Consider the following 21,953-nt stretch of genomic DNA (forward strand, 5'->3'; position numbering starts at 1 on the left):
TTGCCGCCCTCGCCCCGCACTTCGCGCGACGCATCGCCGCCGAGGTCCGGCCGGTGGCCGGCGCGCAGGTGCGCACGACGCTGGATGCTTCGCTGCAGCACTTCGCGCGTGACACGCTGATGCGCGCGCTGACCGAACTCAACGCGCCCGCGCACCGGCGCAACGTGCAGGACGGCGCGGTCGTCGTGATCGACAACGCAACCGGCGAGATTCGCGCCTGGGTCGGATCGTCCGGCGCGCTGTCGAGCGCGCGCGACGTCGATGCCGTGCTTGCGCCGCGCCAAGCCGGCTCGACGCTCAAGCCGTTCCTGTATGCGCAGGCGATCGACGAGAAACGGCTGACGGCCGCGTCGCTGCTCGACGATGCGCCGATCAACCTCGCCACCGGCGGCGGCCTGTACATCCCACAGAACTACGACAAGGATTTCAAGGGCTGGGTGAGCGTGCGCAGTGCGCTCGGCGGCTCGCTGAACGTGCCGGCGGTGCGCACGCTCGTCCTCGTCACGCCGCACCGCTTCGCGCGCACGCTGACCGCGCTCGGCCTGCCGCTTGCGCAGGAAGGCGACTACTACGGCTTCAGCCTCGCGCTCGGCAGTGCGGACGTCACGCTGCTGTCGCTGACCAACGCATACCGCGCGCTCGCGAACGGCGGCGTTGCCCGCAAGGCCATCGACCGGCCCGCGCCGGCACCGGCATCCGGCGCGGTGGCGGCTGCGCAAGCGGACGCCGGCACGCGCGTGTTCAGCGAGACGGCCAGCTTCGTCGTGACCGACATCCTCTCCGACAACAACGCGCGCGTGCGCACGTTCGGCTTCGACAATCCGCTCGCGACGCGCTTCTTCTCGGCGGTCAAGACCGGCACGAGCAAGGACATGCGCGACAACTGGACCGTCGGTTTCACGTCGCGCTATACGGTCGGCGTGTGGGTCGGCAATGCGGACGGCGCGCCGATGTGGGACGTGTCGGGCGTCACGGGTGCGTCGCCGGTGTGGTCGGCCGTCGTCGGCTATCTGCACCGCGACCAGCCGAGCCATGCGCCGCGCGCGCCGGCCGGCGTCGAGACGCGCCGCATCACGTTCGAACGCGATATCGAACCGTCCCGCAACGAGTGGTTCATCGCGGGAACGGCGGTCGACACGATCCGGCTCGCCGCCCCCGTCACGCCGGGCAAGGACGGTGCACGCGCGCCGCTGACGATCGGGACGCCGACCGACGGCACGATTTTCGCGATCGATCCGGACATTCCGCCGAAGAACCAGCGGATCTGGTTCGAGCGCTCGGCCGGGCGCGCGACGAAGTTCGCGTGGCGGCTCGACGACAAGGTGATCGGGCATGCCGATCGCATCGCGTGGATGCCGTGGCCGGGCCGGCACCGGCTCGAACTCGTCGACGCGCGCGGCAATGTGGCCGACGCGATCAGCTTCGAGGTGCGCGGCGCGTTCGCGAAGGCGGCGGCGCGCAAGCCCTGAACGTGTGAGTGCGTGAGCCGGCGTTACTCGCCGGCCGCGTTTGCCTTCCGCGGCTTCGACCAGCAGCCTGCCGTATGCGGCGCATTCGTACGCGGTTCTTTCGAGGCCCTGAAGACGCGCGTGCAGATGGTCGTGAAGCACGTTGCGGGGTCGACGCGCAATCCATTGTGTGTCGTGATGGATTGGGTCGACAATATCGAGCACGCGATGCATTCGGACACCGACGACAAACCGACGCAGGCCGATTCCGGGGTCGACAAGAATGACAACCGAAACCGAGGGAAAGCTGCTCCGGTACGGCGTACAGATCGTCCCGCTCTTCCTGGGACTGTATTCGGGCGATGCGCTGTGGGATGCCTATCTGCATGGCGGCACCCTGGAGTGTCACCAGCCTCGAATGCGCCCCATGACGTGCTGGTGGATCACGCCGGATATGGGCGAGCACTATCAGAGGCTGTTCAGCGGCCATTGGCACACGCTCGTGCTCAGCATCGTACTGAGCCTGTTGCTCGCCTACGTGATGGCGCCGGCCCGTCCACCGCGCACCTGACGCCCGCTACCGGCAAAGCCGGGCAGCGCACGACACGCTCGACGGCAGGCCGCCCCCGGCCGCAAGCGGCGCAAACGGGCAAGCAGCGCCCCGATTCGCGACCTAGAATGTGAACGGCACCGCATCTTCGGCGCCGACCGGTTGCCCCACTCCCCTCAAGGCCCGCGACCATGAACCTTCGCCCCAGGCGCTTCATCCGCCCCGCGCTGGGCACGCTCTGCCTCGCCACCCTCGCGACGCTTCAGGCGTGCAACGGCGATGCCTGCTTCGGCGTGGATGTCTGCTTCAACAACAACACGCAGACCGTCGCGATCTCGGGCACGGCCGCGACGGGCGACGCGCTCGCCAGTGCGCAGGTGACGGTCAGCTGCGCGGCGGGCTCGGCGACGACGCTGACGGACGGCGGCGGCAACTACCGCGTGACGGTCAATGCCGCGCTGCCGTGCGTGATCACCGTGACGTCGGGCGGCACGAGCCTGCATTCGCTTGCCTACGCGGGCGGCACGTTCAATACGACGCCGGAGACCGAACTGATGCTGGTCTATCTCGCCGCCCAGCTCGGTACGAACACGGCCACATTGATCGGCAATTTCCAGGGGAATACGCGCTACCAGCAGGCGATGAACAGCTCGAACACCGTACAGGCCGCGCAATCGGCCGTGGTGACGAACCTGCAGCAGCGCTATTCGGTCACGCTCGCGGCGCCGGCGTTCCTGACCACGTCGTTCACGGTCGGGCAACCGGGTGTCGACAGCGATCTCGTCGCACTCGCGAAAGCCGGCGCGATCGACTCGAACGGGATGCCGGATCCGGTTGCCATTTCGCTGCTGACGCAGGCCGGCGCGGCACATCCGCTGTAAGCGGCCGGCGACGGGAAGAAAATCGCCTGGTATCGGGCGTCAGGCGCGCGTGTCGGGCTCGCCGTCGGCCAGCAACGCCCACCGTTCGTGGTCGCGCCACTCGCCGCCGATGCGCAGATAGCGCGGCGAAAACCCCTCTTTCGTGAAACCGAGCCGCCGAACCAGCGCAATCGACGCGTGGTTGCCGGGCTGGATGTTCGCTTCGAGCCGATGCAGCCCGAGTTCGCCGAACGCGACGCCGATCGCCGCGCGCAGCGCCTCGGTCATCAGCCCCTTGCCGCTGAACGCCACCATGCCGTAGTACCCGAGATACGCGCTCTGAAACACGCCGCCGACGATCTCGTTGAGGTTCACCACGCCGACCACCGCCCCGGACGTGCGTTCGCGCGCGACGAGGCCGACGTTCGGCCCCGTCAGGCAGCGGCCGAACCACTGGTCGAATCCCGCCTGGTCGGTGAACGAGTCGACCCACGGCAGATGGTGGCTCCGGCTCGCACGGTTGGCGGCGATCAGGTCGGCGGCGTCGGTTCGGGCGACGCAGTTCAGCAGGATCGGGTTCATGGGTCGGTCGACAGCCGGCACTTATGCAGCCTCTCCGCGCCCGCACACGACGGGCGCGGCCTGCGCCTGCTGCTGCGACAGGTACCGCAGCAGCTTGGTGACCATCCACACGACGATGCACGACAGCGCGACGAAAAACACCGCGAGCGGCGTCAGCACGTGAATCGACACGAAACCGGCCAGCCCCATCATCGCCGACGACACGAGCAGCAGCGCGCATCCGAGGATCGCGCTCGTCAGGCCGGCGATATGCGGAAACAGCGAATTGCCCTTCGCCATCAGCGTCGGGTACATCGCGCCCGCGCAGAAACCCATCACGAGTACCGGCGTCGCGAGCGTCCACACCCGCAGCCCGACGGTCAGCGCCAGCACCAGCATCGCGACCGACGCGCCTGCCATCACGCGCGCGCCGATGCGCAGCCGTTGCTCGGCGCTCGGCAACCCGGGCCGGTGAATCCGGTTCGACAGGCCGCCGAGGAAATACATCAGCCCGATCCCGAGCGCGAGATAGCCGAAGAAGGTCGGCGGCTTGTGCAGCGTGGTCTGCACCATGAACGGCCCGACGATGTTGAACACGAGCAGGATGCTGTAGCACAGCCCTTGTGCGAGGAAGCAGCTCTGGAACACCGGGCTCGCCAGCACCTTGCCCGCGTTCGTCATCAGCGTGCGCGGCTCGAGATGCACCGGTTTCGGCAAGGTTTCGCGGTAACGCCACAGCAGCGCCCACATCACCAGCGAGTACACCAGCAGGAACACGAGGCACGCGCGCCAGCCGAACCATTCCTGCAGGTGCGCGCCGATCACCGGCGCGACGATCGGCGCGAGCCCCCACGCGATCGACATGTACGTAAACGCGTGCATCAGCGCCTGGCCGGAAAACGAATCGGTGATGATCGCCTTCGCAAGCAGGTTGGTGGTCGCGATCCCGAAGCCCTGCAGGCAGCGTGCCAGCACGAACGTCTCCAGGTTCTGCGCACCAAGCGACAGCAGGCAGCCGATCGTGTAGATCACGAGCCCGAACGCGAGCACGCGCTTGCGCCCGTATGCATCGGCGACCGGCCCGAAGACGAGCTGGCCGAGCGCGTAGGCGGCCATGTAGCCGGACACGCTCGACTGGATCGCCTGCGGCGTGGTCGCGAACGATCGTGCCATGTCGGGCAGCGCGGGCACGTAGATGTCGATCGCGAGCTGGCCGGCGGAAGCGAACAGGCAGATCAGGAACAGCAGGAAACGCGGCGAATTCGACTCGCGCGCGGGAGTGGGCGTGGCGTTCATGACGACTGGGAAGGATATCGGACAGCAGTGACGCAGCCGTGCGATGTTCGAAATGCGAACACGCGTGCGTCATGGCGAATCCGGTATTGTGCCCGTTGTCGGGTCGCGCAGCCGGATTCCCCTGGCGTGGACGAGGTTGAATGCCGATTGCGGCATACCCGGAAATCCGCTAACGGCGCCGCAGCGCTCGCCGGGGGCGGCGTCGCCGTCGGCGGCAAACCCGGGCGGGCTCGGCGTCCCGGTCCGCGCGGACCGGAAATGAGTACATCGCGTATTTCGTGCCGCTCGCCCCCGCCGTGCTGTCGGCACCGCCGGCACACGCCGGCGGCTTTTCATTACCGAACGCCGATCAGCACTACCTCGAATCAATACTGCGCCTGATCCGTCGGATTCCTGAACAGCTGCTTCATTTCCGCCGACAGCGGATAGTTGAGGCTCACGCCCTTCGGCGGAATCGGCTGCGTGAACCACTGGTTGTAGAGCTTCTCGGCCGCGCCCGACGTCTGCATCTTCGCGATCACGCCGTCGACGACATGCTTGAACGCCGGATCGTCCCTGCGCATCATGCACGCGTAGTTCTCGTGGACGAGCGGCGTGCCAGTCACCGCGTACGCGCCCGGGTTGCGGTCCTTGGCGATCTCGCCGTACAGCAGCGGCTCGTCCATCACGAACGCCACCGCGCGCCCGGTCGTGACGTTCATGAACGCCTCGGCGTGATCCTTCGCGCTGATGATCGTCATGTTCATCGCCTTCTCTTCGTTGAGCTTGCGCAGCAGGCGCTCGTCCGACGTGCCGGCCGTCGTCGCGACCGTCTTGCCGGCCAGGTCCGCGAAATCCTTCACGCCTGAATCCTTGCGCGTACTGAAGCGGATGCCGTAAAGAAAGATGCTGTTGGAAAACGCGGCCTGCTTCTGCCGTTCGAGCGTGTTCGTCGTCGATCCGCATTCGAAATCGATCGTCCCGTTCTGCAGCAGCGGAATCCGGTTCTGCGACGTGATCGGGATTTCCTTCACCGAGAGGTTCGGCAGGTTCAGCTCCGTCTTCAGCTGGTCGATGATGCGCGAGGCGATGTCGCGCGAATAGCCGATGTTCTTCTGCTGGTTGTCCGAATACGAGAACGGTACCGACGATTCGCGAATGCCCAGCGACACGACGCCCGTGTCCTTGATCTTCTTCAGCGTGCCGGTGAGGGCCTGCGCGTGCGCGGTACCCGCCAGCGCACAGGACAGCGCGACGGCCAGCCAGCGTAAGCGGCGATCCATGCTTTTCTCCTGACGAAACGTTGATCGAATCGCGATCGTACGCCCGACAAAATTCGCGTCGCATCAGGGAAAGCGTAAACAACCTTCCACCCTGACCGCGGTTTGAAAGACGTTTGCGGTGCCGCGCAAACCGGCCCGCGCCGCGCATTTCGCCCGACCTGCCGCGCACGGGCTCGCCCCGCCTTCTGTGCCACACGTTCCAAACGCGCGTTCATGCTGCAACGCACCAACGTAATCGTTTGCGCCCGCCCCGTTTTTTCTCGTGAAACGTACTCAAGAAGCCGCCGCGACGGCCGTTACCCAGTGCATGGCGCGACGCAGCAACCATGCCGCGACCGCCAGACAAAAAAGACAAGGTCCGGGTCAGCCGGACCAGCGCCACCGCCGGCACGACGGTTATCTACGAGGATCGAGTTTCACCATGAGAACCAAGCCTTTCAATTTTGCGCTGGCGCGCTCCGCACACGCGCGCATGCTCGCCGGCATGCTGTCCGCCGCCGCCCTCCTGCCCCTCGCCGGTTGCGGCGGAGGCGGCGGTGACGGCAGCAACCCGTCTTCTTCCAACGCGGCGCCCGCCCCGACGCCCGCTCCCCCCACACCGACGACCCCACCCGCCTCGACCGGCAGCAATGCATGCACGACGCAGCAGGCCGCCGTGCAGATGGCGGCACAGACCGCGCCGGCCGAACCGCCGGTCGATCACCTGATCGTCAAGCTGAAGACGCTGACGGCCACGCGTGCGATGGCGGCCATCGACAACGGGACGCGGCTCGACGCCGTGATCCAGCGTTCGATGACGCGCTGGACGGCGCCGGTCGCCGGTAGCGCACGTGCGTATGCGAGCACGGTCGGGCAAGCGACACCGAACGTGCAGGTCGAACGGACGATCTCGAACGGCGCCGCCGTGCTGTCGCTCGGCCAGCGCATGGCCGCCACCGATGCAGCCGCGCTCGCGCAGGCATTCGCAGCCGATTCGGATGTCGACTACGCGGAACCGGATCACCCGATGCAGATCCGCGACACGCCGAGCGATCCGCTCTACAACCAGCAGTGGTACCTGTCCGATCCGACGGCCGGTATCGACCTGCCGCCCGCATGGAACGTGACCAAGGGTTCGCCGACCGTCGTCACGGCCGTGCTCGACACCGGCTATCGGCCGCATGGCGACCTCGTCGGCAACCTGCTGTCCGGCTACAGCTTCATCAGCAACGTGAACACCAGCAACAACGGCCTGACACGCGGCCCCGATGCAACCGACCCGGGTGACTGGGTCACGCAGCAGGAACTCGACAACGCCAACGGTCCGTTCTATCACTGCGCGCTCCAGCCGAGCGACAGCAGCTGGCACGGCACACGCGTGATGGGCGTGATCGGCGCGACCGCCAACAACGGCACCGGCGTCGCCGGCGTGTCGTGGCTCGGCCAGATCCTGCCGGTTCGCGTGCTCGGCAAGTGCGGCGGCACGACGAGCGACATCGCCGACGGGATGCGCTGGGCAGCCGGCATTCCGGTGAGCGGCGTACCGAACAACCCGCGGCCGGCGAAGGTCATCAACCTGAGCCTCGGCGGTGTCGGCGCGTGCAGCACGACGTTCCAGCAGGCAATCGACGACGTGAACGCGAAGGGCGTGACCGTCGTCGTCGCAGCAGGCAACGACGGCCTGTCGACCGGGCTCGACCAGCCCGCGAACTGCCGCGGCGTGATCAGCGTCGGCGCAACCGACGCAACGGGTCGCCGCGCTTCGTTCAGCAACTTCGGCGCCGATGTCGCGCTGAGCGCGCCGGGCGTCAACATCCTGTCGACGTCGAATACCGGTACCACGACGCCGGGCTCGGACACCTACGGCCTCGCGAACGGCACCAGCCTCGCGACGCCGCAGGTATCGGGTGTCGCCGCGCTGATGCTATCGGTGAACGGCAACCTCACGCCCGCGCAGATCCAGCAGAAGCTGCAGGGCGGCACGCGCACGACCAAGCTCGCAGCCGGCACGTCGTGCACGGCGATGCCGGCGGGCTCGGGCATCCTCGATGCAGGGGCCGCCGTCGCATCGGCAAACTGATACGCCCCCCTGCTTCGACCCGGCCGCGCACATGCCGATATCGCATGCGCGCGGCCGTTTCATTGGCGGCGATCCGGCGCTGCGTCGCGCACACATTACCCCGATTACGTTTCTCGAAATAACGACTGACAAAAGGGTTGACGCTTCGCACAGCGACCCATTACCATCGCTCCCGTCTAATTACATGGAGTGTTCTGTGAACACCGATGCGAGTTGTAGTTGGTCCTTGACCAACTTGACTGCTGCCTGAGGAAAACGCGCAGAGCCTCGTCGTCTGCCGCATCCCGGGAAGCAGGATGCGGCGTCCTTCCGGCCTGACTGGCCAGATCTCCCGCCGAATTTTCTAAGTTGTCGAATGCACGCGACGCGCCGTCGCGCGCGTGCGTTCGTGTTGCGCGCAGCGTTAGCCGCGTGCACTTTCCGTTCGCGTGCCGTCCGGCCGCGCGCCTTCGTGCGTGCGTCGCTGTCGATCGCCCGTGCCGACTATCCGCAACCGACAGGAGTGCAGATGAACTCAGACGACAGTAGTCGATTACCGCTCGCCGGTGCGACGCTGCGCATCGCCCCTCCGGCCGCACCGCACGCGCCGGCGAGCATTCCCGCCTTCACCGATCCACAGCCGATCGCGCCTGACGCGACGCGGCGGGGAGCGCTCGTGCGTCGATAACGTCACGGCCGCTCCCCGCCCGCCGCCTCGTGCGCAAGGAGCGACTCATGACAACACGACACAACACATCGCAAAAGAAGCAGCGTGGCTTCATCAAGGCCGGCGCCGGCCAGCAGAACGAAGCACGCATCATGCGCGCCGCGCAGGAAGCAGCCCGTCCGCTCGAAGACACGCTGAAGTCGCTGAACACCAGCACGCGCGGCCTCACCTACGCGCAGGCCGCCGATCGCCTGCAGCACTACGGCCCGAACGAAATCGCGCACGACAAGCCGCCGCACTGGACCCGCCAGTTGCTGCTCTCGTTCCACAACCCGTTCGTCTACGTGCTGCTGGTGCTCGCCGCCATCAGCTTCTTCACCGACGTCTACTTCGCAGCCCCCGACGATCGCGACTACGTCGGCATGACGATCCTGCTGACGATGGTCACGATCAGCGCGCTGCTGCGCTTCGTGCAGGAATTCCGTTCGCTGCGCGCGGCCGAGAAGCTGAAGGCGATGGTCCGCACCACGGCGACCGTGCAGCGCGCGGTGACCGACACGTCCGAACCGTCGCGCCGCGAAGTGCCGATGCGCGAAGTCGTGGCCGGCGACATCGTGCACCTGTCGGCCGGCGACATGATCCCGGCGGACGTGCGCCTGCTCGCGTCGCGCGACCTGTTCATCAGCCAGGCCGTGCTGACCGGCGAGGCGTTGCCGGTCGAGAAGTACGACACGCTCGGCGCGGTCGCAGGCAAATCCGCCGACACGCGCGCGGCCGGCGCGGCGGCCGATACGTCGGCCTCGCTGCTCGATCTCGAGAACGTCTGCTTCATGGGCACCAACGTCGTCAGCGGCACGGCGACGGCCGTCGTCGTCGCGACCGGCGAAGACACCTACTTCGGTTCGCTCGCACGCAACGTCGTGAGCCACAAGCGCATCGAGACGAGCTTCGACCGCGGCGTCTCGAGCGTGAGCTGGCTGCTGATCAAGTTCATGTTCGTGATGGTGCCGATCGTGTTCATGATCAACGGGCTGACCAAGGGCGACTGGCTGAGCGCGCTCACGTTCGCGCTCGCGGTGGCCGTGGGCCTCACGCCCGAAATGCTGCCGATGATCGTCAGCGCGAACCTCGCGCGCGGCGCGGTCGCGATGGCGCGCCGCAAGGTGGTCGTCAAGCGGCTGAACTCGGTGCAGAACTTCGGCGCGATGGACGTGCTGTGCACCGACAAGACCGGCACGCTCACGCAGGACAAGATCATCCTCGAGCATCACCTCGACCTGTCGGGCTACAAGGACGAGGAGATCCTGCGGCTCGGCTGGCTGAACAGCTTCCACCAGAGCGGCCAGAAGAACCTGATCGACATCGCGGTCGTCGCGCGTGCCGACGAGATCGGCGAGCGCGTGAAGCCGCAGGGCTACAAGAAGATCGACGAACTGCCGTTCGACTTCGTGCGGCGCCGCCTGTCGGTCGTCGTCGAGGACACGCGCGGCACGCACCTGCTGATCTGCAAGGGCGCGGTCGAGGAAATGCTGGCCGTGTCCACGCACGTGCAGGATGAAGACGGCGTGCGTCCGCTCGACTTCGTCGCGCGCAAGCGGCTGCTCGAACAGGCCAGCGCATACAACGAGGACGGTTTCCGCGTGCTCGTGCTCGCGACGCGCACGATTCCGCGCGGCGACGAGCGCCAGCAGTACCGCACTGCCGACGAACACGACCTCGTCGTGCGCGGCTTCCTGACCTTCCTCGATCCGCCGAAGGAATCGGCCGCGCCGGCGCTCGCCGCACTGCGTGAAAACGGCGTCGCGGTGAAGGTGCTGACGGGCGACAACCCGATCGTCACGATGAAGGTGTGCCGACAGGTCGGCCTCGAACCCGGCAAGCCGATCCTCGGCACGGAAATCGAAGCGCTCGACGACGCGACGCTCGCGCAGGTCGTCGAACGCACGACCGTATTCGCTAAGCTCACGCCGCTGCAGAAGGCGCGCATCGTCAAGGCGCTGCAGGCGAACGGCCACACGGTCGGCTTCCTCGGCGACGGCATCAACGATGCGCCCGCGCTGCGCGACGCCGACGTCGGCATCTCGGTCGACAGCGGCGCCGACATCGCGAAGGAAACCGCGGACATCATCCTGCTCGAAAAGAGCCTGATGGTGCTCGAGGAAGGTGTGATCAAGGGCCGCGAGACGTTCGGCAACATCCTGAAGTACCTGAACATGACCGCCAGCTCGAACTTCGGCAACGTGTTCTCGGTACTCGTCGCCAGCGCATTCCTGCCGTGGGAGCCGATGCTCGCGACGCAGCTGCTCGTGCTGAACCTGATCTACGACACGTCGCAGATGCTGCTGCCGTGGGACAAGATGGATCCCGAGTTCCTGAAGAAGCCGCGCAAGTGGGAAGCCGGCAACATCAGCCGCTTCATGCTGTGGGTCGGGCCGACGTCGTCGGTGTTCGACATCACGACGTACATCCTGATGTGGACGGTGTTCGGCGCGGGCGCGATGTATCACCTGAACGGCGGCACGGGCGGCCAGATCGTGATGAACTCGGGCTGGTTCATCGAGAGCCTCGTGTCGCAGACGCTCGTCGTGCACCTGCTGCGCACGCAGAAGATCCCGTTCCTGCAGAGCACGGCCGCGCTGCCGGTGCTGCTGTCGACGTTCACTGCGATCGCGATCGGCTGCTGGCTGCCGTTCTCGCCGTTCGCGGAGTCCCTCGGCTTCATGCACCTGCCGGGCACGTTCTGGCTGTGGCTCGCCGCGACGATGGTCGGCTACATCCTGCTCGCGCAGATCGTCAAGACGATCTACGTACGCCGCTACAAGCAGTGGTTCTGAAGGTCTTTGCTTGAAGCTGGCCGGCCCGCGCTCCCCTGCATGGGTCGGCCAGCTCGCCATGCACGACACAAGGTGATCCAATGAAGAGAATGCTTCCGCTCGCAGCCGCGAGCGCCCTCCTCGCGCCGTTCGATGCCCTCGCCACCCATCCGCTCGTCAGCGACGACACGGGCACGCAGGGCAACGCGAACTGGCAGTTCGAGTTCAATGCCGAGGAAACCTCGAAACAGGAAGAAAACGGCCGCCACCAGCTGTGGAACGCGACGCTCACACGCGGGTTCGGCGAACACGTCGATCTCTACGTGAACGTGCCGTACACGCATCTGCAGACGCGCACCGACGAGAACGGCGCCGGCGTCGGCGATGTCGAGATCGGCATGAAATGGCGGTTCGTCGAACGCGGTCCGCTGTCGATCGCGCTGAAGCCGAAACTGACGACGCCGACCGGCAACGACCGGCGCGGGCTTGGCACCGGCCGAGTGGGTGCCGGCGCAACGCTGCTCGCGCAGCTCGACGTCGAGCGGTTTTCGTTTCTCGCGAATGCGGGCATGACGTACCAGCCGAATCGCCAGGGCGACCTGACGTCGATCTGGGCCGTGTCGGGCGCGGCGATCTACAAGGCGACCGACAAGCTGCAGATCGTGGCCGACATCGGCACGTCACGCAACACGGCAAGCGGCCCCAGTGCGAATCCCGCCTTCGTGATCGCAGGCGCGATCTATTCGCCGAAGCCGTGGCTCGATCTCGACATCGGCTACCGGCACGGGCTGAACGACCAGACCTACGATCATTCGGTGATGGGCGGCGTGACGGTGCGGTGGTAGCGCGCGAGTGCCCGTATCGCACCGCATATCGCACCGCAAGACGACGGGCCGCTTCCAGCGGCCCGTTTTTTATTGCGCGTCGTTCGCGCCGAACAGTTGCGCGCACACCGCGCGCCCTTCGTCGGTCAGCGCGGCGCTGCCGGTGCCGTCCTCGTTCAGCGTCGTCGCGCTCAGGCCCGCGGCGTCAAGCTGCGTCAACACGCGGCGCAGCGTGCTCATCGGCAGTTGCGTGCGTTTCGCGATCTTCGGCAACGACCAGGTCTTGCCGGCCGGATCGCTCGCGGCATCGTTCAGCGTCGCGAGCGTCGCAACGAGTGCGGGATCGAGCTGGGAGTCGTCGGATTCTGAAGTCATGGATTGCGTTCGGTGAGCAAGACTGGGGCTTTCGTTCGGGCGTCCGGCACGCGATCGGGCGACCGCTGCCGGCTGCGGACACTATACCGCTTCGTCCGTCATGCATTCTTGATCGCGGCACGCATGAACGACACGAAGCGTGTGGTGACGGGATCGTCGCGGTCCGACAGCCATGCGAGCCCGACGCGCCACTTCGCGTCCTTGCCGTCGAGCGGCAACACCGTCGCGTCGCGCAGCAGATATTGCGCACGCGACGGAATGAACGCGACACCCGCGCCGGCCGCAACCGATGCGAGCACCGACTGCACGTCTTCGGCCTGCTGCGTCACGTGCGGCACGAAGCGGCGCTCGACGCACCACCGGTCGACCTGTGCGGCCAACCCTTGCCCGCGTGCGCGCTGCAACGCGATGAAGCCGATCTCGTTGAGCGTGCCGAGATCGGCCGGCACGCGCTTCAGGCCGAGATGCGGCGGCACCGCCAGCGCCAGCGCCTCGTCGATCACCTTGAACGACGACAATCCTTCGTCCGACGGCAGACGCAGGAATCCCGCGTCGAGCTTGCCCGCGCGCAACCGGCGCGTCTGCTCCGCGGACGACAGGTCGCTCAGCGTGACGGCAATGCCCGGATTCCGGCTGCGAAACTCCGCGACGAGCCGCGGGACGAGCGTCAGCACCGACAGGCAGATGCCCAGCCGCAAATGGCCGCGCTGCCCGCTCGACAGCTCGCGCGCGCGGACGAGGATCTCGTCGGCATCGCGCACCAGCGCCTGCGCGTCGGGCAGGAAGCGCTCACCGAACGGCGTCAGCTCCGCCCCGTGCCGGCCGCGCTCGAACAGCTTGCCGCCCAGGCTCGACTCGAGCGCGCCGATCTGCTTGCTCAGTGCCGGCTGGCTCATGTGCAATGCATCGGCCGCACGGCTGAAATGGCACAGATCGGTGACGGTCAGGAACGTCCTCAGCAGTTTCAATTCCATTCTTAAAAGGAATCGTAACGATCAAAACATTCATTTTACCGATCGAATGCGATGACGTTCAATACGGGCATGCCCTTTCCGGAATCACCGCCATGTCCCTTGATCCCGTGTGTGAATGTCCGCTCGACGAACCCTCGTGCGCGCCGGCCGCCATCGACGAACGCGCGGCAACGGCCGATCCGCGAGCACCGAAACGTCGTACCGAACGTGCCGACGGCCGCGGCCGCCGCTTTCGTTTCGGCGATGCGGTAGACGCGATGAGCGCGCCGAACGACGCGCCGCCGCGCCCCGTGACCGGCTCGATCGCGATCAGCTTCGCGGTGGTGTCGCGGCGGAACTGGCCGCGTTGAGCGTCGGCGCAATCGATCCACGATCGCGCCGCATACCGCGTCATATGCAGAGCGGCCGCAAGCGCGCACGCCGCCGCGCCCCGCTCCAATCGCCGGCCAGCACCGCCGCAATTCATCGAATCGCGCATCTTTTCCCGCCTTCAATCGTCATCGCACCGCGATCGACCGTATAATTTTCCGCATCCCGCTGACCGCCACGCATTCCACGCAGCCTCACCGCGCGTGAAAAGGAGACTTTCGCTTGACCGGCCTCATCGCGCGCCTGCCATTCGCCCGGACCACCCTGCTCGTCATGCTGTCGATGCTGATGTTCGCCTTCTCGACGAACGCGTCGTCCACGCCACGCAACCCGCCGACGCGCGCCACGCATGCTCATGCGCCTGCGAAGGCCGTCAAGAAAACCGTCAGGAAGAAGCCGGCCCAGCGCCACAAGAAAGCCGTCAAGCATCGCCGCCCGCGCGTCAAGCACCAGGCGGTCAAGCGTCACGCGGCGCCGGCCCCACAGCGCCGCGCCAAGCGCGCGACCGCCGTGCGCCCGCGCCCGGCCGACAAACCGCGCCTGATGGCAAGCTGCGGCTACAGCCCGCGCGCGGTCAATTCCCTGCATTCACGCGCGGCCTACGTGCTCGATGTCGACTCCGGCACGCCGCTGCTGGCCCGCAACGCGCGCACGGTGCGGCCGATCGCATCGATCTCGAAGCTGATGACGGCCGTCGTCGCGCGCGATGCCGACCGTCCGCTGAACGGCGTGCTGCGCGTCACCGCGCACGACCGCGACACGATCAAGTTCACCGGGTCGCGCCTGCAGGTCGGCTCGGAACTGTCGCGCCGCGAGATGTTCCATATCGCGCTGATGTCGTCGGAAAACCGCGCGGCCGCCGCGCTGAGCCGCGACTATCCGGGCGGGCGCGCCGCGTTCGTCAACGCGATGAACCGCGAAGCGCGCCGGCTCGGCATGCGCAATACGCACTTCCGCGAGCCGACCGGCCTGTCGCCGCACAACGTGTCGACGGCCGAGGATCTCGCGAAGCTCGTCGGCGCAGCGGCGCAGGACCCGCTGATCCGCTATTTCTCGACGGATACGTCGACCACCGTGCGCCCCGGCGACGGCGAACTGCTGTACGTGAATTCCGACCCGCTCGTCCGCTACCGCCGCCTGCCGATCCGGCTGCAGAAGACCGGCTTCATCAACGAATCGGGGCACGGCGTAGTGATGCGCATGCGTGTGAAAGGCCGCCGCGAAACGGTCGTGCTGCTCGGGGCACCGACGCGCGCGGGCGTCTCGAGCGATGCGATCAAGATCCATCGCTGGCTGTCCTGCTCGATCCAGTGAGCGCGCGGGCGGCCGGCGCGTTCACCCCAACGGAGCGATGCCATGCAGGACGAATACCGCTTTAACGCATTTGGCCGGCTACTCGCCGTCGTGCGCAAGAACGGCCGCTGGGCCGTGTTCGATCTTGGCACCGAAGGCAAGCGGCGCCCGGCCGACCTGCACATTCCGTCCGCGCTCGCCGCGGACGAACTCGCGCAATACCTCGGCGATCTGCTGCACGAGGACGCGACCCCGAGATACAGCGAAGTCGTACCGGTCCCGCTCCGCAGCGCGTAACCACCCTCCGGCCACACCTCGATCCGGCGGTCAATTCGACAGTTAAACTTGCAAGTTTAACTGTCGTGTCCTATGATCCGCCGCATGAACCCGCCACGCAAACCCGGCGTTTCCGCCGATATCGTCGCCGCTGACCTGACCCTCGCGGTCGGCCAGCTGATCCGCCGGCTCCGCTCCGAGATCGAATCCGGAGGGCTCGGCATGTCCCAGACGAGCGCGCTCGCGCGACTCCAGCGGCACGGGCCGATGACGACCGCCGATCTCGCGCGCGCCGAAGCGATGAAACCGCAGTCGATGAAGGCGACGCTTGCAAGCCTCGAGGAAGACGGTCTCGTCGAGCGCGAACCGCATCCGACCGACGGTCGCCAGATCCTGTTCCGGCTGACCGCGGCCGGCCTCGACGCACGGCTCAAGCGCAACGCCGCGAAACACAAGTGGCTCGGCGCCGCGATCGAGCAGCTCGATCCCGCAGACATCGACACGCTTGCCGCCGCGATCCCGCTGATCCGCCGCATCGGCGAGCAATGAATTCGGCCCGCGCGCGCCACGGCATGCACGCGCACGGCTTTCTTCGCCCCTTTCACGGAGTCCCATCATGAGCGCAACCCGTCTCGACACGAACACGGCACTCGTCGTCATCGACCTGCAGAAAGGCATCGTCGCCCTCCCCACCGCGCACCCGGTCGAACCGGTGATCGCGCACACCCGCGCACTGCTCGACGCATTCCGCAGCCGCGGCCTGCCGGTCGTGCTCGTCAACGTCGCGGGCGGCGCACCGGGCCGCACACAGCAGCAGGTGCGCCTGGACGCCCTCCCCGCCGACTGGGCCGAGCTCGTGCCCGAACTGGACCGGCAGCCGGGCGACCACGTCGTGACGAAAAAGACCTGGGGCGCATTCACCGGCACCGGCCTCGACGCGCACCTGAAGGCGGCCGGCGTCACGCAGATCGTGTTGACCGGCATCGCGACGAGCATCGGCGTCGAATCGACCGCACGGCAGGCCCATGAACTCGGCTACAACGTCACGCTCGCCGTCGACGCGATGACCGACCTCAACGCGGATGCGCATGTGAACAGCGTCGAGCGCCTGTTCCCGCGCCTCGGCGAGACGGGCACGACGCAGGACATCGTCGCGCTGCTCGACCAGCGCGGCGCGTGAACGACCAACACGCCCGGCCGGCGCAGGACCAATCAGCAGGCCGGCTCGATCCGTCGATCTGGAAGGTCAGCGCGGTCGCGGTGCTGGGTTCCCTGCTGTCGCAGCTGGACGCGACGATCGTCAACGTGTCGCTGTCGAGCCTCGCGACCGACCTGCACACGAGCCTCGCGACGATCCAGTGGGTGACGAGCGGCTACCTTCTCGCGCTCACGCTGGTGCTGCCGCTGAACGGCTGGCTCGTCGACCGGATCGGCGCGAAGGCGCTGTACCTGTGGTGCTTCTCGGCATTCACGCTCACGTCGGCGCTGTGCGGGCTCGCGTGGTCCGCGCCGTCGCTGATCGCATTCCGCGTGTTGCAAGGCGTGAGCGGCGGGCTGCTCGCGCCGATGGCGCAAATGATGATCGCGCGCGTCGCCGGCCAGCAGATGGCGCGCGTGATCGGCTACGTGGCCGTGCCCGTGCTGCTCGCGCCGATCCTCGGCCCGGTCGTCGCCGGCGCGATCCTGCAGCACACGTCGTGGCGGTGGTTGTTTCTCGTGAACCTGCCCGTCGGCGTGCTGGCGCTCGCGCTGGCCGCGCGGTTCCTGCCCGGCGACCGCGACGACACGCAGCCGCGCGAACTCGACTGGGTCGGACTCGCGCTGCTGTCGCCGGGGCTCGTGCTGTTCCTGTACGGGATCGAGCGGATCAACGAAGCGCTCGGCATCGCGGCGATCGTCGCGTCGGCGCTGTTGCTCGCGGCGTTCCTGCGAGTCGAAACGCGCAAGGGCGACCACGCGCTGATCGACCTTGCGCTGTTTCGCGGCAAGGTGTTCGGCGCGGCCGCGTCGACGCAGTTCCTGTCGAACGGCGCGCTGTTCGCGGGCCAGATGCTGATTCCGGTGTTCCTGATCCAGGCCTGCGGCCGCACGCCCGGAGAAATGGGCTGGCTGCTTGCGCCGATGGGCCTCGGCATGCTCGTCACGTATCCGTCGATGGGCGCGCTGACGAGCCGGTTCGGCGTGCGCCGGCTGGCCGCCGCCGGCGCATTGCTAGCGCTGTTCGCGACGCTGCCGTTCGTGTTCCTCGCGCTGACCGGCTACGATCCCTACCTGCTCGTGCCGGCGCTGTTCCTGCGCGGCATGGGCCAGAGTGCGATCGGTGCACCGTCGATTTCCGCCGCGTATGCGTCGGTCGAGCGTCGCAACCTGCCGATGGCGACGACCTCGCTCAATATCGTGCAGCGTCTCGGCGGCCCGACGTTCACGACCGTGTGCACGCTGTTCCTCGCGTGGCGGCTGCAGGCCGAATCGGTGGCAAGCGGCGGCACGCAGGCGAACGCGTATGCGTGGGCGTTCGCCCTGCTTTGCGTGCTGCACGCGGCGAGCTTCGTCACGACGCTGCGGCTGCCGTTGTGGTCGGCCGGTGCGGGAGGGCAACCCGCCGGCGCCGCGCACGCCGGTTCGCGCTGAACGCGGACATCGATCACGCTGCGCCGCGCTGCGCGCGCAGCGTCGCTATGGCAGCCACATCGGCACGATCGACACCACCAGCAGCACGCCGAGCCCGGCATTCAGCCAGCGCCACTGCCGCTCCGTGCGCAGCACGCGCGCGAACAGCAGCCCGGCGAAACACCAGAGCGACAGCGACGCCATCGCGGCCACGCCGAACGCCAGCCCGAGCAAGACGCCGAGCCGCGCCGGGCCGGATGCGAGCGCGGCGAACGACGCGGCCGCGCCGAGCGTCATCGCCCAGCCTTTCGGGTTGTGCCAGAGCATCCAGACGCCGCTGATGAACCCCTGCGGCCGATGCACCTCGGCATCGAGCCGCGGCTTGCCGCCGCGTCCGATGCGCACGGCCAGCCACACGAGATACACCGAACCGACGGCCTTCATCGCAAGTTGCAACGCAGGCAGCGCAAGCAGCACGCCGCCGAGCCCGGCCGCGGCCGCGGCGGCCATCGACGCCAGGCCGGCCGCGATGCCGGCCATCAGCGGCAGCGAACGCCGATAGCCGAAATGCGCGCCCGAGGCGGTCGCGAGCGTCGTCGCGCCGCCCGGCGTCACGGTGGACACGATCACGAACAGCATCAGCGGCAGGTAGTCGCGGAACGGCACGGAAGCTCCCGGTTGTCGTCGTCGAAACCTCGTTTTACTCGCGATCCTTCCATTACGACAACGAAAGCTTTTTATGCCTGCCATTAGCATTCATAATGCATCGCATGGTACGCAATCTCGACATCGCGCTGCTGCGCGCCTTCGTCACGGTCGCCGAGCATCGCAGCATGACGGCGGCCAGCAGTGCGCTGCACCTGACGCAAGGCGCGATCAGCCAGCAGGTTGCGCGGCTCGAAGCGCTGTCCGGCCCGCTGTTCGTCCGCGAGCATCGCAACCTGCTGCTCACGGCGGACGGCGAACGGCTGCTCGGGCAGGCGCGCCGGCTGCTCGCCGTGCACGATGCGCTGCTGACCGACATGACGGCCGGCGCGGTCGAAGGCGCCGTGCGGCTCGGCGCGCCGCAGGATCTCGTCGGCACCTGTCTCGCACCGATCCTGAAAGGCTATGCGCAGGCGTATCCGCAGGTCGCGCTCACGCTCGTGTGCGCGGCGTCGCCGGAGTTGCGCCGGGGGCTCGCGCAGGGCGAACTCGACGTCGCGTTGATCGAGGCGCCGGTCGGGCCGTCGCGTGGAGAGTGCATCGCCGTCGACCGCCTGGTCTGGGTCGGCGCGAAAGGCGGCACCGCGTACCGGAATACGCCGCTGCCCGTGTCGATGGTCGCGCACGCGTGCGCGTTCCGCCCGACGGTGCTCGACGCGCTGCGCGGCTGCGATCGCGCGTGGCGCACCGTGTTCGAGAACGGCAGCATCGACGCAACGGCCGCGACCGTGCGCGCCGATCTCGCCGTGACCGCCTGGCTCGCGTCGACCGTGCCGGCCGACCTCGACATCCTGCCGGCCGGCAGCGGCCTGCCTGCGCTGCCGAACTTCGCGATCAACCTGCATCTGCCGCGCGGCCAGCGCACACCGGCCGCAACGGAACTTGCCCGCCACTTGCGCAACGGCTTCGCACGCGTGCGCGCGGCCGCCTAGCGTCGGCTCCCGCTACACGATGCCTGGCTCCTGCGGCGCCGGCGTCGTGCCGGCGGCTTCGAGCGCCTGATGCAGCGTCGGGAAGATGCATGACGCGCCGACGATCTCCGTAATCTGATGACGATCCATGTCCGCGCGCAGGTAGCGATTGACGCGCCCGAACAGCACGCCGATCCCGCGTGCGTGCAGCATTTTGACGAGGTCGGTCAGCGTCCGCGCGGCCGAATAATCGATGTCGGTGACCGCACCCGCATCGACGACGAACCAGCGCGTCGGCACCGGCGCCGCATCGACCAGCTCGGTCACTTCGGCGGCGAACAGATGATCGTTCGCGAAAAACAGGTCGGAGCCGAACCGGTAGACGATCAACCCCGGCGCCGTCATCGCGCCGCGCCGCGCGGGCACCGGCTGCCACCGCCCGTTGCCTTCGACCGGTTCGAGCACCATCGTATGCGGCTGGTAGCTGTGGCGCACGTGCCGCATCAGCGACAGCGCGACGGCCAGCAGGATGCCGTGCTCGACGCCGACCGTCACGACGGCCAGCGCCGTCACCAGCGCAAGCGTGAACTCGCCGGGGCTTTCCTTGCGGATCGCGGCGAGGCTGCGCACGTTGATCAGCCCGAGCGCGATCGTGAACACGATACCGGCCAGCACCGCGTGCGGCAGGTACTGCAAATACGTGCTGAAGAACAGCAGGACGACCGCCACCACGGCCGCGAACGCGAGATGCCCGATCTGGCTGCGCACGCCCGCGCCGTCGGCCATCGCCGTCTGTGTCGGGCTGCCGTTCACGACGAACGCGCCGCCCACCGCCGCCGCCGCGTTCGCGGCCGCGAGGCCGAGAATGTCGGCGTTGGTATCGACGTCCTCGTCATACTGCTGCGCGAACACGCGCGCGGCGGCCGCGCTCTGCGCAATGATCATCACGAAGCACGACGCGGCGACCGGCACGAGATCGAGGCACTGCTGCCACGTGACGGACGGCCAGCGCAGCGGCGGCAGCCCGCCCGCGACCGGCCCGAGCACCGCGATGCCGTGCGCGGCGAATCCGAACGCGTAGCTGGCCGCGATGCTGCCCGCGACCGCGATCATCGGCATCGGCACGCGCGGCAGGAACCGCCTGCACGCGAGAATCGCGACGACGACGAGCGCCGCAAGCGCGAACGTCGGCCGGTTCGTGTGGACGAGATGCGTGACGACGTAGTCGAGCTGCGCCAGGCTGCGCGACGCCGGGTACGGCACGGCCAGCCCGAGCATGTCGCCGAGCATCGCGATCGATACCTGCACGCCGACGCCGGCGAGAAAGCCGACCAGCACCGTGCGCGACAGGAAATCGGCGAGAAAGCCCAGCTTGAAGATGCGCGCGAGCAGCAGCATCGCGGCGGTCAGCAGCGCGACCATGCCGGCCAGCGCCACATACTCGGCGCTGCCGGCCGGTGCCATCGACGACAGCCGGCTCGCGAAGATCGTCGCGGTCGCGGAATCGGCGGCCACCACCAGATGCCGCGACGCGCCGAAGCACGCGAACGCGACGAGCGGCAGGAACACCGTATAGAGGCCCGTGACGGCCGGCATGCCGGCGATGCGCGCATAGCCGAGCACCTGCGGGATGTCCATCGACGCGAGCGAAATGCCCGCGAATATGTCGCGGATGGCCCCGCCACGGCGGATCGGGAGGATGCCTTTCAGCAGCCGCACGCCTGACGCGCGGCTTTCGTTGGAATCGTGCATGCGTGGATTGCGTGAATACGTGGTGACGTGGTTCGCGAAGTCGTTCGCGCATCGTGCCCCGGGCAGGCATCGCATGGCAAGTGCGCGAAGGCGGTGCGTGTCGCTCACCGTTGGCGGATGGGCCGCATGCAACGACGAACGGCGCACCGCCGATCGATGCGATCGTCCGCATGATTGCATGGATCGCCGTTCACGCGCATTGAAGCGCGAAGGCCCACCGTAGCGGCGTCGCGCCGATCGAGGGCCGGTGTGCCACGCATCCGGCAATACGCGCGTGCGGCAGCTTGCGGTGACGCACGTTCATCGCCCGTCCTCACCCGATTACAGAGGAGAACTGTTCAATGGCGAGGAGATTCGGGAGCCGATCAC

Annotated in this window: 20 protein-coding genes; 13 read left to right on the plus strand and 7 right to left on the minus strand. The window is 67.6% G+C overall.

Annotated features, from left to right (window positions below; genetic code table 11):
- The 3 genes from G3O06_RS33130 to G3O06_RS33140 all read left to right on the plus strand — a co-directional run.
- On the plus strand, positions 1-1,469 hold a 1,469-nt coding region (locus tag G3O06_RS33130), incomplete at its 5' end, for a penicillin-binding transpeptidase domain-containing protein (protein WP_205818727.1).
- Between the two features lie 262 nt (positions 1,470-1,731).
- Positions 1,732-2,019 carry a hypothetical protein gene (locus G3O06_RS33135; protein WP_205818728.1) on the plus strand — a complete coding sequence of 96 codons (288 nt, stop codon included), beginning with the start codon at positions 1,732-1,734 and terminating at the stop codon, positions 2,017-2,019.
- Positions 2,020-2,189: 170 nt separating this feature from the next.
- Positions 2,190-2,879 (plus strand): hypothetical protein, encoded by a 690-nt coding sequence (locus G3O06_RS33140; protein ID WP_205818729.1) that lies wholly within the window; start codon positions 2,190-2,192, stop codon positions 2,877-2,879.
- 39 nt (positions 2,880-2,918) lie between these two features.
- On the opposite strand, the gene G3O06_RS33145 is transcribed toward G3O06_RS33140, so the two are convergent.
- From G3O06_RS33145 to G3O06_RS33155, 3 genes are all read right to left on the minus strand, one after another.
- The gene (locus G3O06_RS33145; RefSeq protein WP_205818730.1) at positions 2,919-3,440 is read right to left on the minus strand and encodes a GNAT family protein; all 522 of its coding nucleotides are present in this window, start codon (positions 3,438-3,440) and stop codon (positions 2,919-2,921) included.
- A gap of 21 nt (positions 3,441-3,461) precedes the next feature.
- The gene (locus tag G3O06_RS33150; protein ID WP_174999462.1) at positions 3,462-4,715 is read right to left on the minus strand and encodes a multidrug effflux MFS transporter; all 1,254 of its coding nucleotides are present in this window, start codon (positions 4,713-4,715) and stop codon (positions 3,462-3,464) included.
- Between the two features lie 365 nt (positions 4,716-5,080).
- Entirely contained in the window at positions 5,081-5,977 is an 897-nt protein-coding gene (locus G3O06_RS33155; RefSeq protein WP_174982310.1) for a glutamate/aspartate ABC transporter substrate-binding protein, read from the minus strand.
- Between the two features lie 421 nt (positions 5,978-6,398).
- Here G3O06_RS33155 and G3O06_RS33160 point away from each other — a divergent pair, with 421 nt between their 5' ends.
- The 3 genes from G3O06_RS33160 (at position 6,399) to G3O06_RS33170 (ending at position 12,340) form a co-directional block, all read left to right on the plus strand.
- Positions 6,399-8,036: a S8 family peptidase gene (locus G3O06_RS33160; RefSeq protein ID WP_174968995.1), complete on the plus strand. Its 1,638-nt coding sequence runs from the start codon at positions 6,399-6,401 to the stop codon at positions 8,034-8,036.
- A 714-nt stretch (positions 8,037-8,750) separates the two neighbouring features.
- Positions 8,751-11,516, plus strand: coding sequence for a magnesium-translocating P-type ATPase (gene mgtA / locus G3O06_RS33165; protein WP_205818731.1), 2,766 nt, complete (start codon positions 8,751-8,753; stop codon positions 11,514-11,516).
- 80 nt (positions 11,517-11,596) lie between these two features.
- Positions 11,597-12,340, plus strand: coding sequence for a transporter (locus G3O06_RS33170; protein WP_174999464.1), 744 nt, complete (start codon positions 11,597-11,599; stop codon positions 12,338-12,340).
- A 69-nt stretch (positions 12,341-12,409) separates the two neighbouring features.
- Here the strand turns inward: G3O06_RS33170 and G3O06_RS33175 are convergent, their stop codons facing one another.
- Both G3O06_RS33175 and G3O06_RS33180 read right to left on the minus strand, forming a co-directional pair.
- On the minus strand, positions 12,410-12,694 hold the full coding sequence (locus G3O06_RS33175) for a transcriptional regulator (RefSeq protein WP_174916507.1): 285 nt from the start codon (positions 12,692-12,694) through the stop codon (positions 12,410-12,412).
- A gap of 98 nt (positions 12,695-12,792) precedes the next feature.
- Positions 12,793-13,668 carry a LysR substrate-binding domain-containing protein gene (locus G3O06_RS33180; protein WP_205818732.1) on the minus strand — a complete coding sequence of 292 codons (876 nt, stop codon included), beginning with the start codon at positions 13,666-13,668 and terminating at the stop codon, positions 12,793-12,795.
- A gap of 92 nt (positions 13,669-13,760) precedes the next feature.
- Here G3O06_RS33180 and G3O06_RS33185 point away from each other — a divergent pair, with 92 nt between their 5' ends.
- The 6 genes from G3O06_RS33185 to G3O06_RS33210 all read left to right on the plus strand — a co-directional run bounded on the left by G3O06_RS33185 (position 13,761) and on the right by G3O06_RS33210 (position 18,237).
- A complete protein-coding gene (locus G3O06_RS33185; protein WP_174968989.1) occupies positions 13,761-14,018 on the plus strand; it encodes a hypothetical protein in 258 nt (85 codons plus the stop codon).
- A gap of 241 nt (positions 14,019-14,259) precedes the next feature.
- On the plus strand, positions 14,260-15,351 hold the full coding sequence (locus G3O06_RS33190; RefSeq protein ID WP_205818733.1) for a serine hydrolase: 1,092 nt from the start codon (positions 14,260-14,262) through the stop codon (positions 15,349-15,351).
- Between the two features lie 42 nt (positions 15,352-15,393).
- Positions 15,394-15,627 carry a hypothetical protein gene (locus tag G3O06_RS33195; protein WP_174916511.1) on the plus strand — a complete coding sequence of 78 codons (234 nt, stop codon included), beginning with the start codon at positions 15,394-15,396 and terminating at the stop codon, positions 15,625-15,627.
- A gap of 72 nt (positions 15,628-15,699) precedes the next feature.
- Complete coding sequence (locus G3O06_RS33200) at positions 15,700-16,155, plus strand: MarR family transcriptional regulator (protein WP_174968987.1); 456 nt, start codon at positions 15,700-15,702, stop codon at positions 16,153-16,155.
- 67 nt (positions 16,156-16,222) lie between these two features.
- Positions 16,223-16,786, plus strand: a complete 564-nt coding sequence (locus G3O06_RS33205) for an isochorismatase family protein (protein WP_205818734.1) — start codon at positions 16,223-16,225, stop codon at positions 16,784-16,786.
- On the plus strand, positions 16,783-18,237 hold the full coding sequence (locus G3O06_RS33210; protein WP_205818735.1) for a DHA2 family efflux MFS transporter permease subunit: 1,455 nt from the start codon (positions 16,783-16,785) through the stop codon (positions 18,235-18,237). The genes G3O06_RS33205 and G3O06_RS33210 overlap by 4 nt, the downstream gene beginning before the upstream one ends.
- 45 nt (positions 18,238-18,282) lie before the next feature.
- On the opposite strand, the gene G3O06_RS33215 is transcribed toward G3O06_RS33210, so the two are convergent.
- A complete protein-coding gene (locus G3O06_RS33215; RefSeq protein WP_174968984.1) occupies positions 18,283-18,882 on the minus strand; it encodes a LysE family transporter in 600 nt (199 codons plus the stop codon).
- A gap of 104 nt (positions 18,883-18,986) precedes the next feature.
- On the opposite strand from G3O06_RS33215, the gene G3O06_RS33220 reads away from it, so the two are divergent.
- Positions 18,987-19,853, plus strand: a complete 867-nt coding sequence (locus G3O06_RS33220) for a LysR substrate-binding domain-containing protein (protein ID WP_205818741.1) — start codon at positions 18,987-18,989, stop codon at positions 19,851-19,853.
- A 12-nt stretch (positions 19,854-19,865) separates the two neighbouring features.
- Here the strand turns inward: G3O06_RS33220 and G3O06_RS33225 are convergent, their stop codons facing one another.
- Positions 19,866-21,584 carry a SulP family inorganic anion transporter gene (locus tag G3O06_RS33225; RefSeq protein ID WP_205818736.1) on the minus strand — a complete coding sequence of 573 codons (1,719 nt, stop codon included), beginning with the start codon at positions 21,582-21,584 and terminating at the stop codon, positions 19,866-19,868.
- Positions 21,585-21,953: the final 369 nt, after the last annotated feature.

This window comes from Burkholderia sp. Ac-20345 (assembly GCF_017104825.1).
GTDB classification, from domain to species: Bacteria; Pseudomonadota; Gammaproteobacteria; order Burkholderiales; family Burkholderiaceae; genus Burkholderia; species Burkholderia lata_B.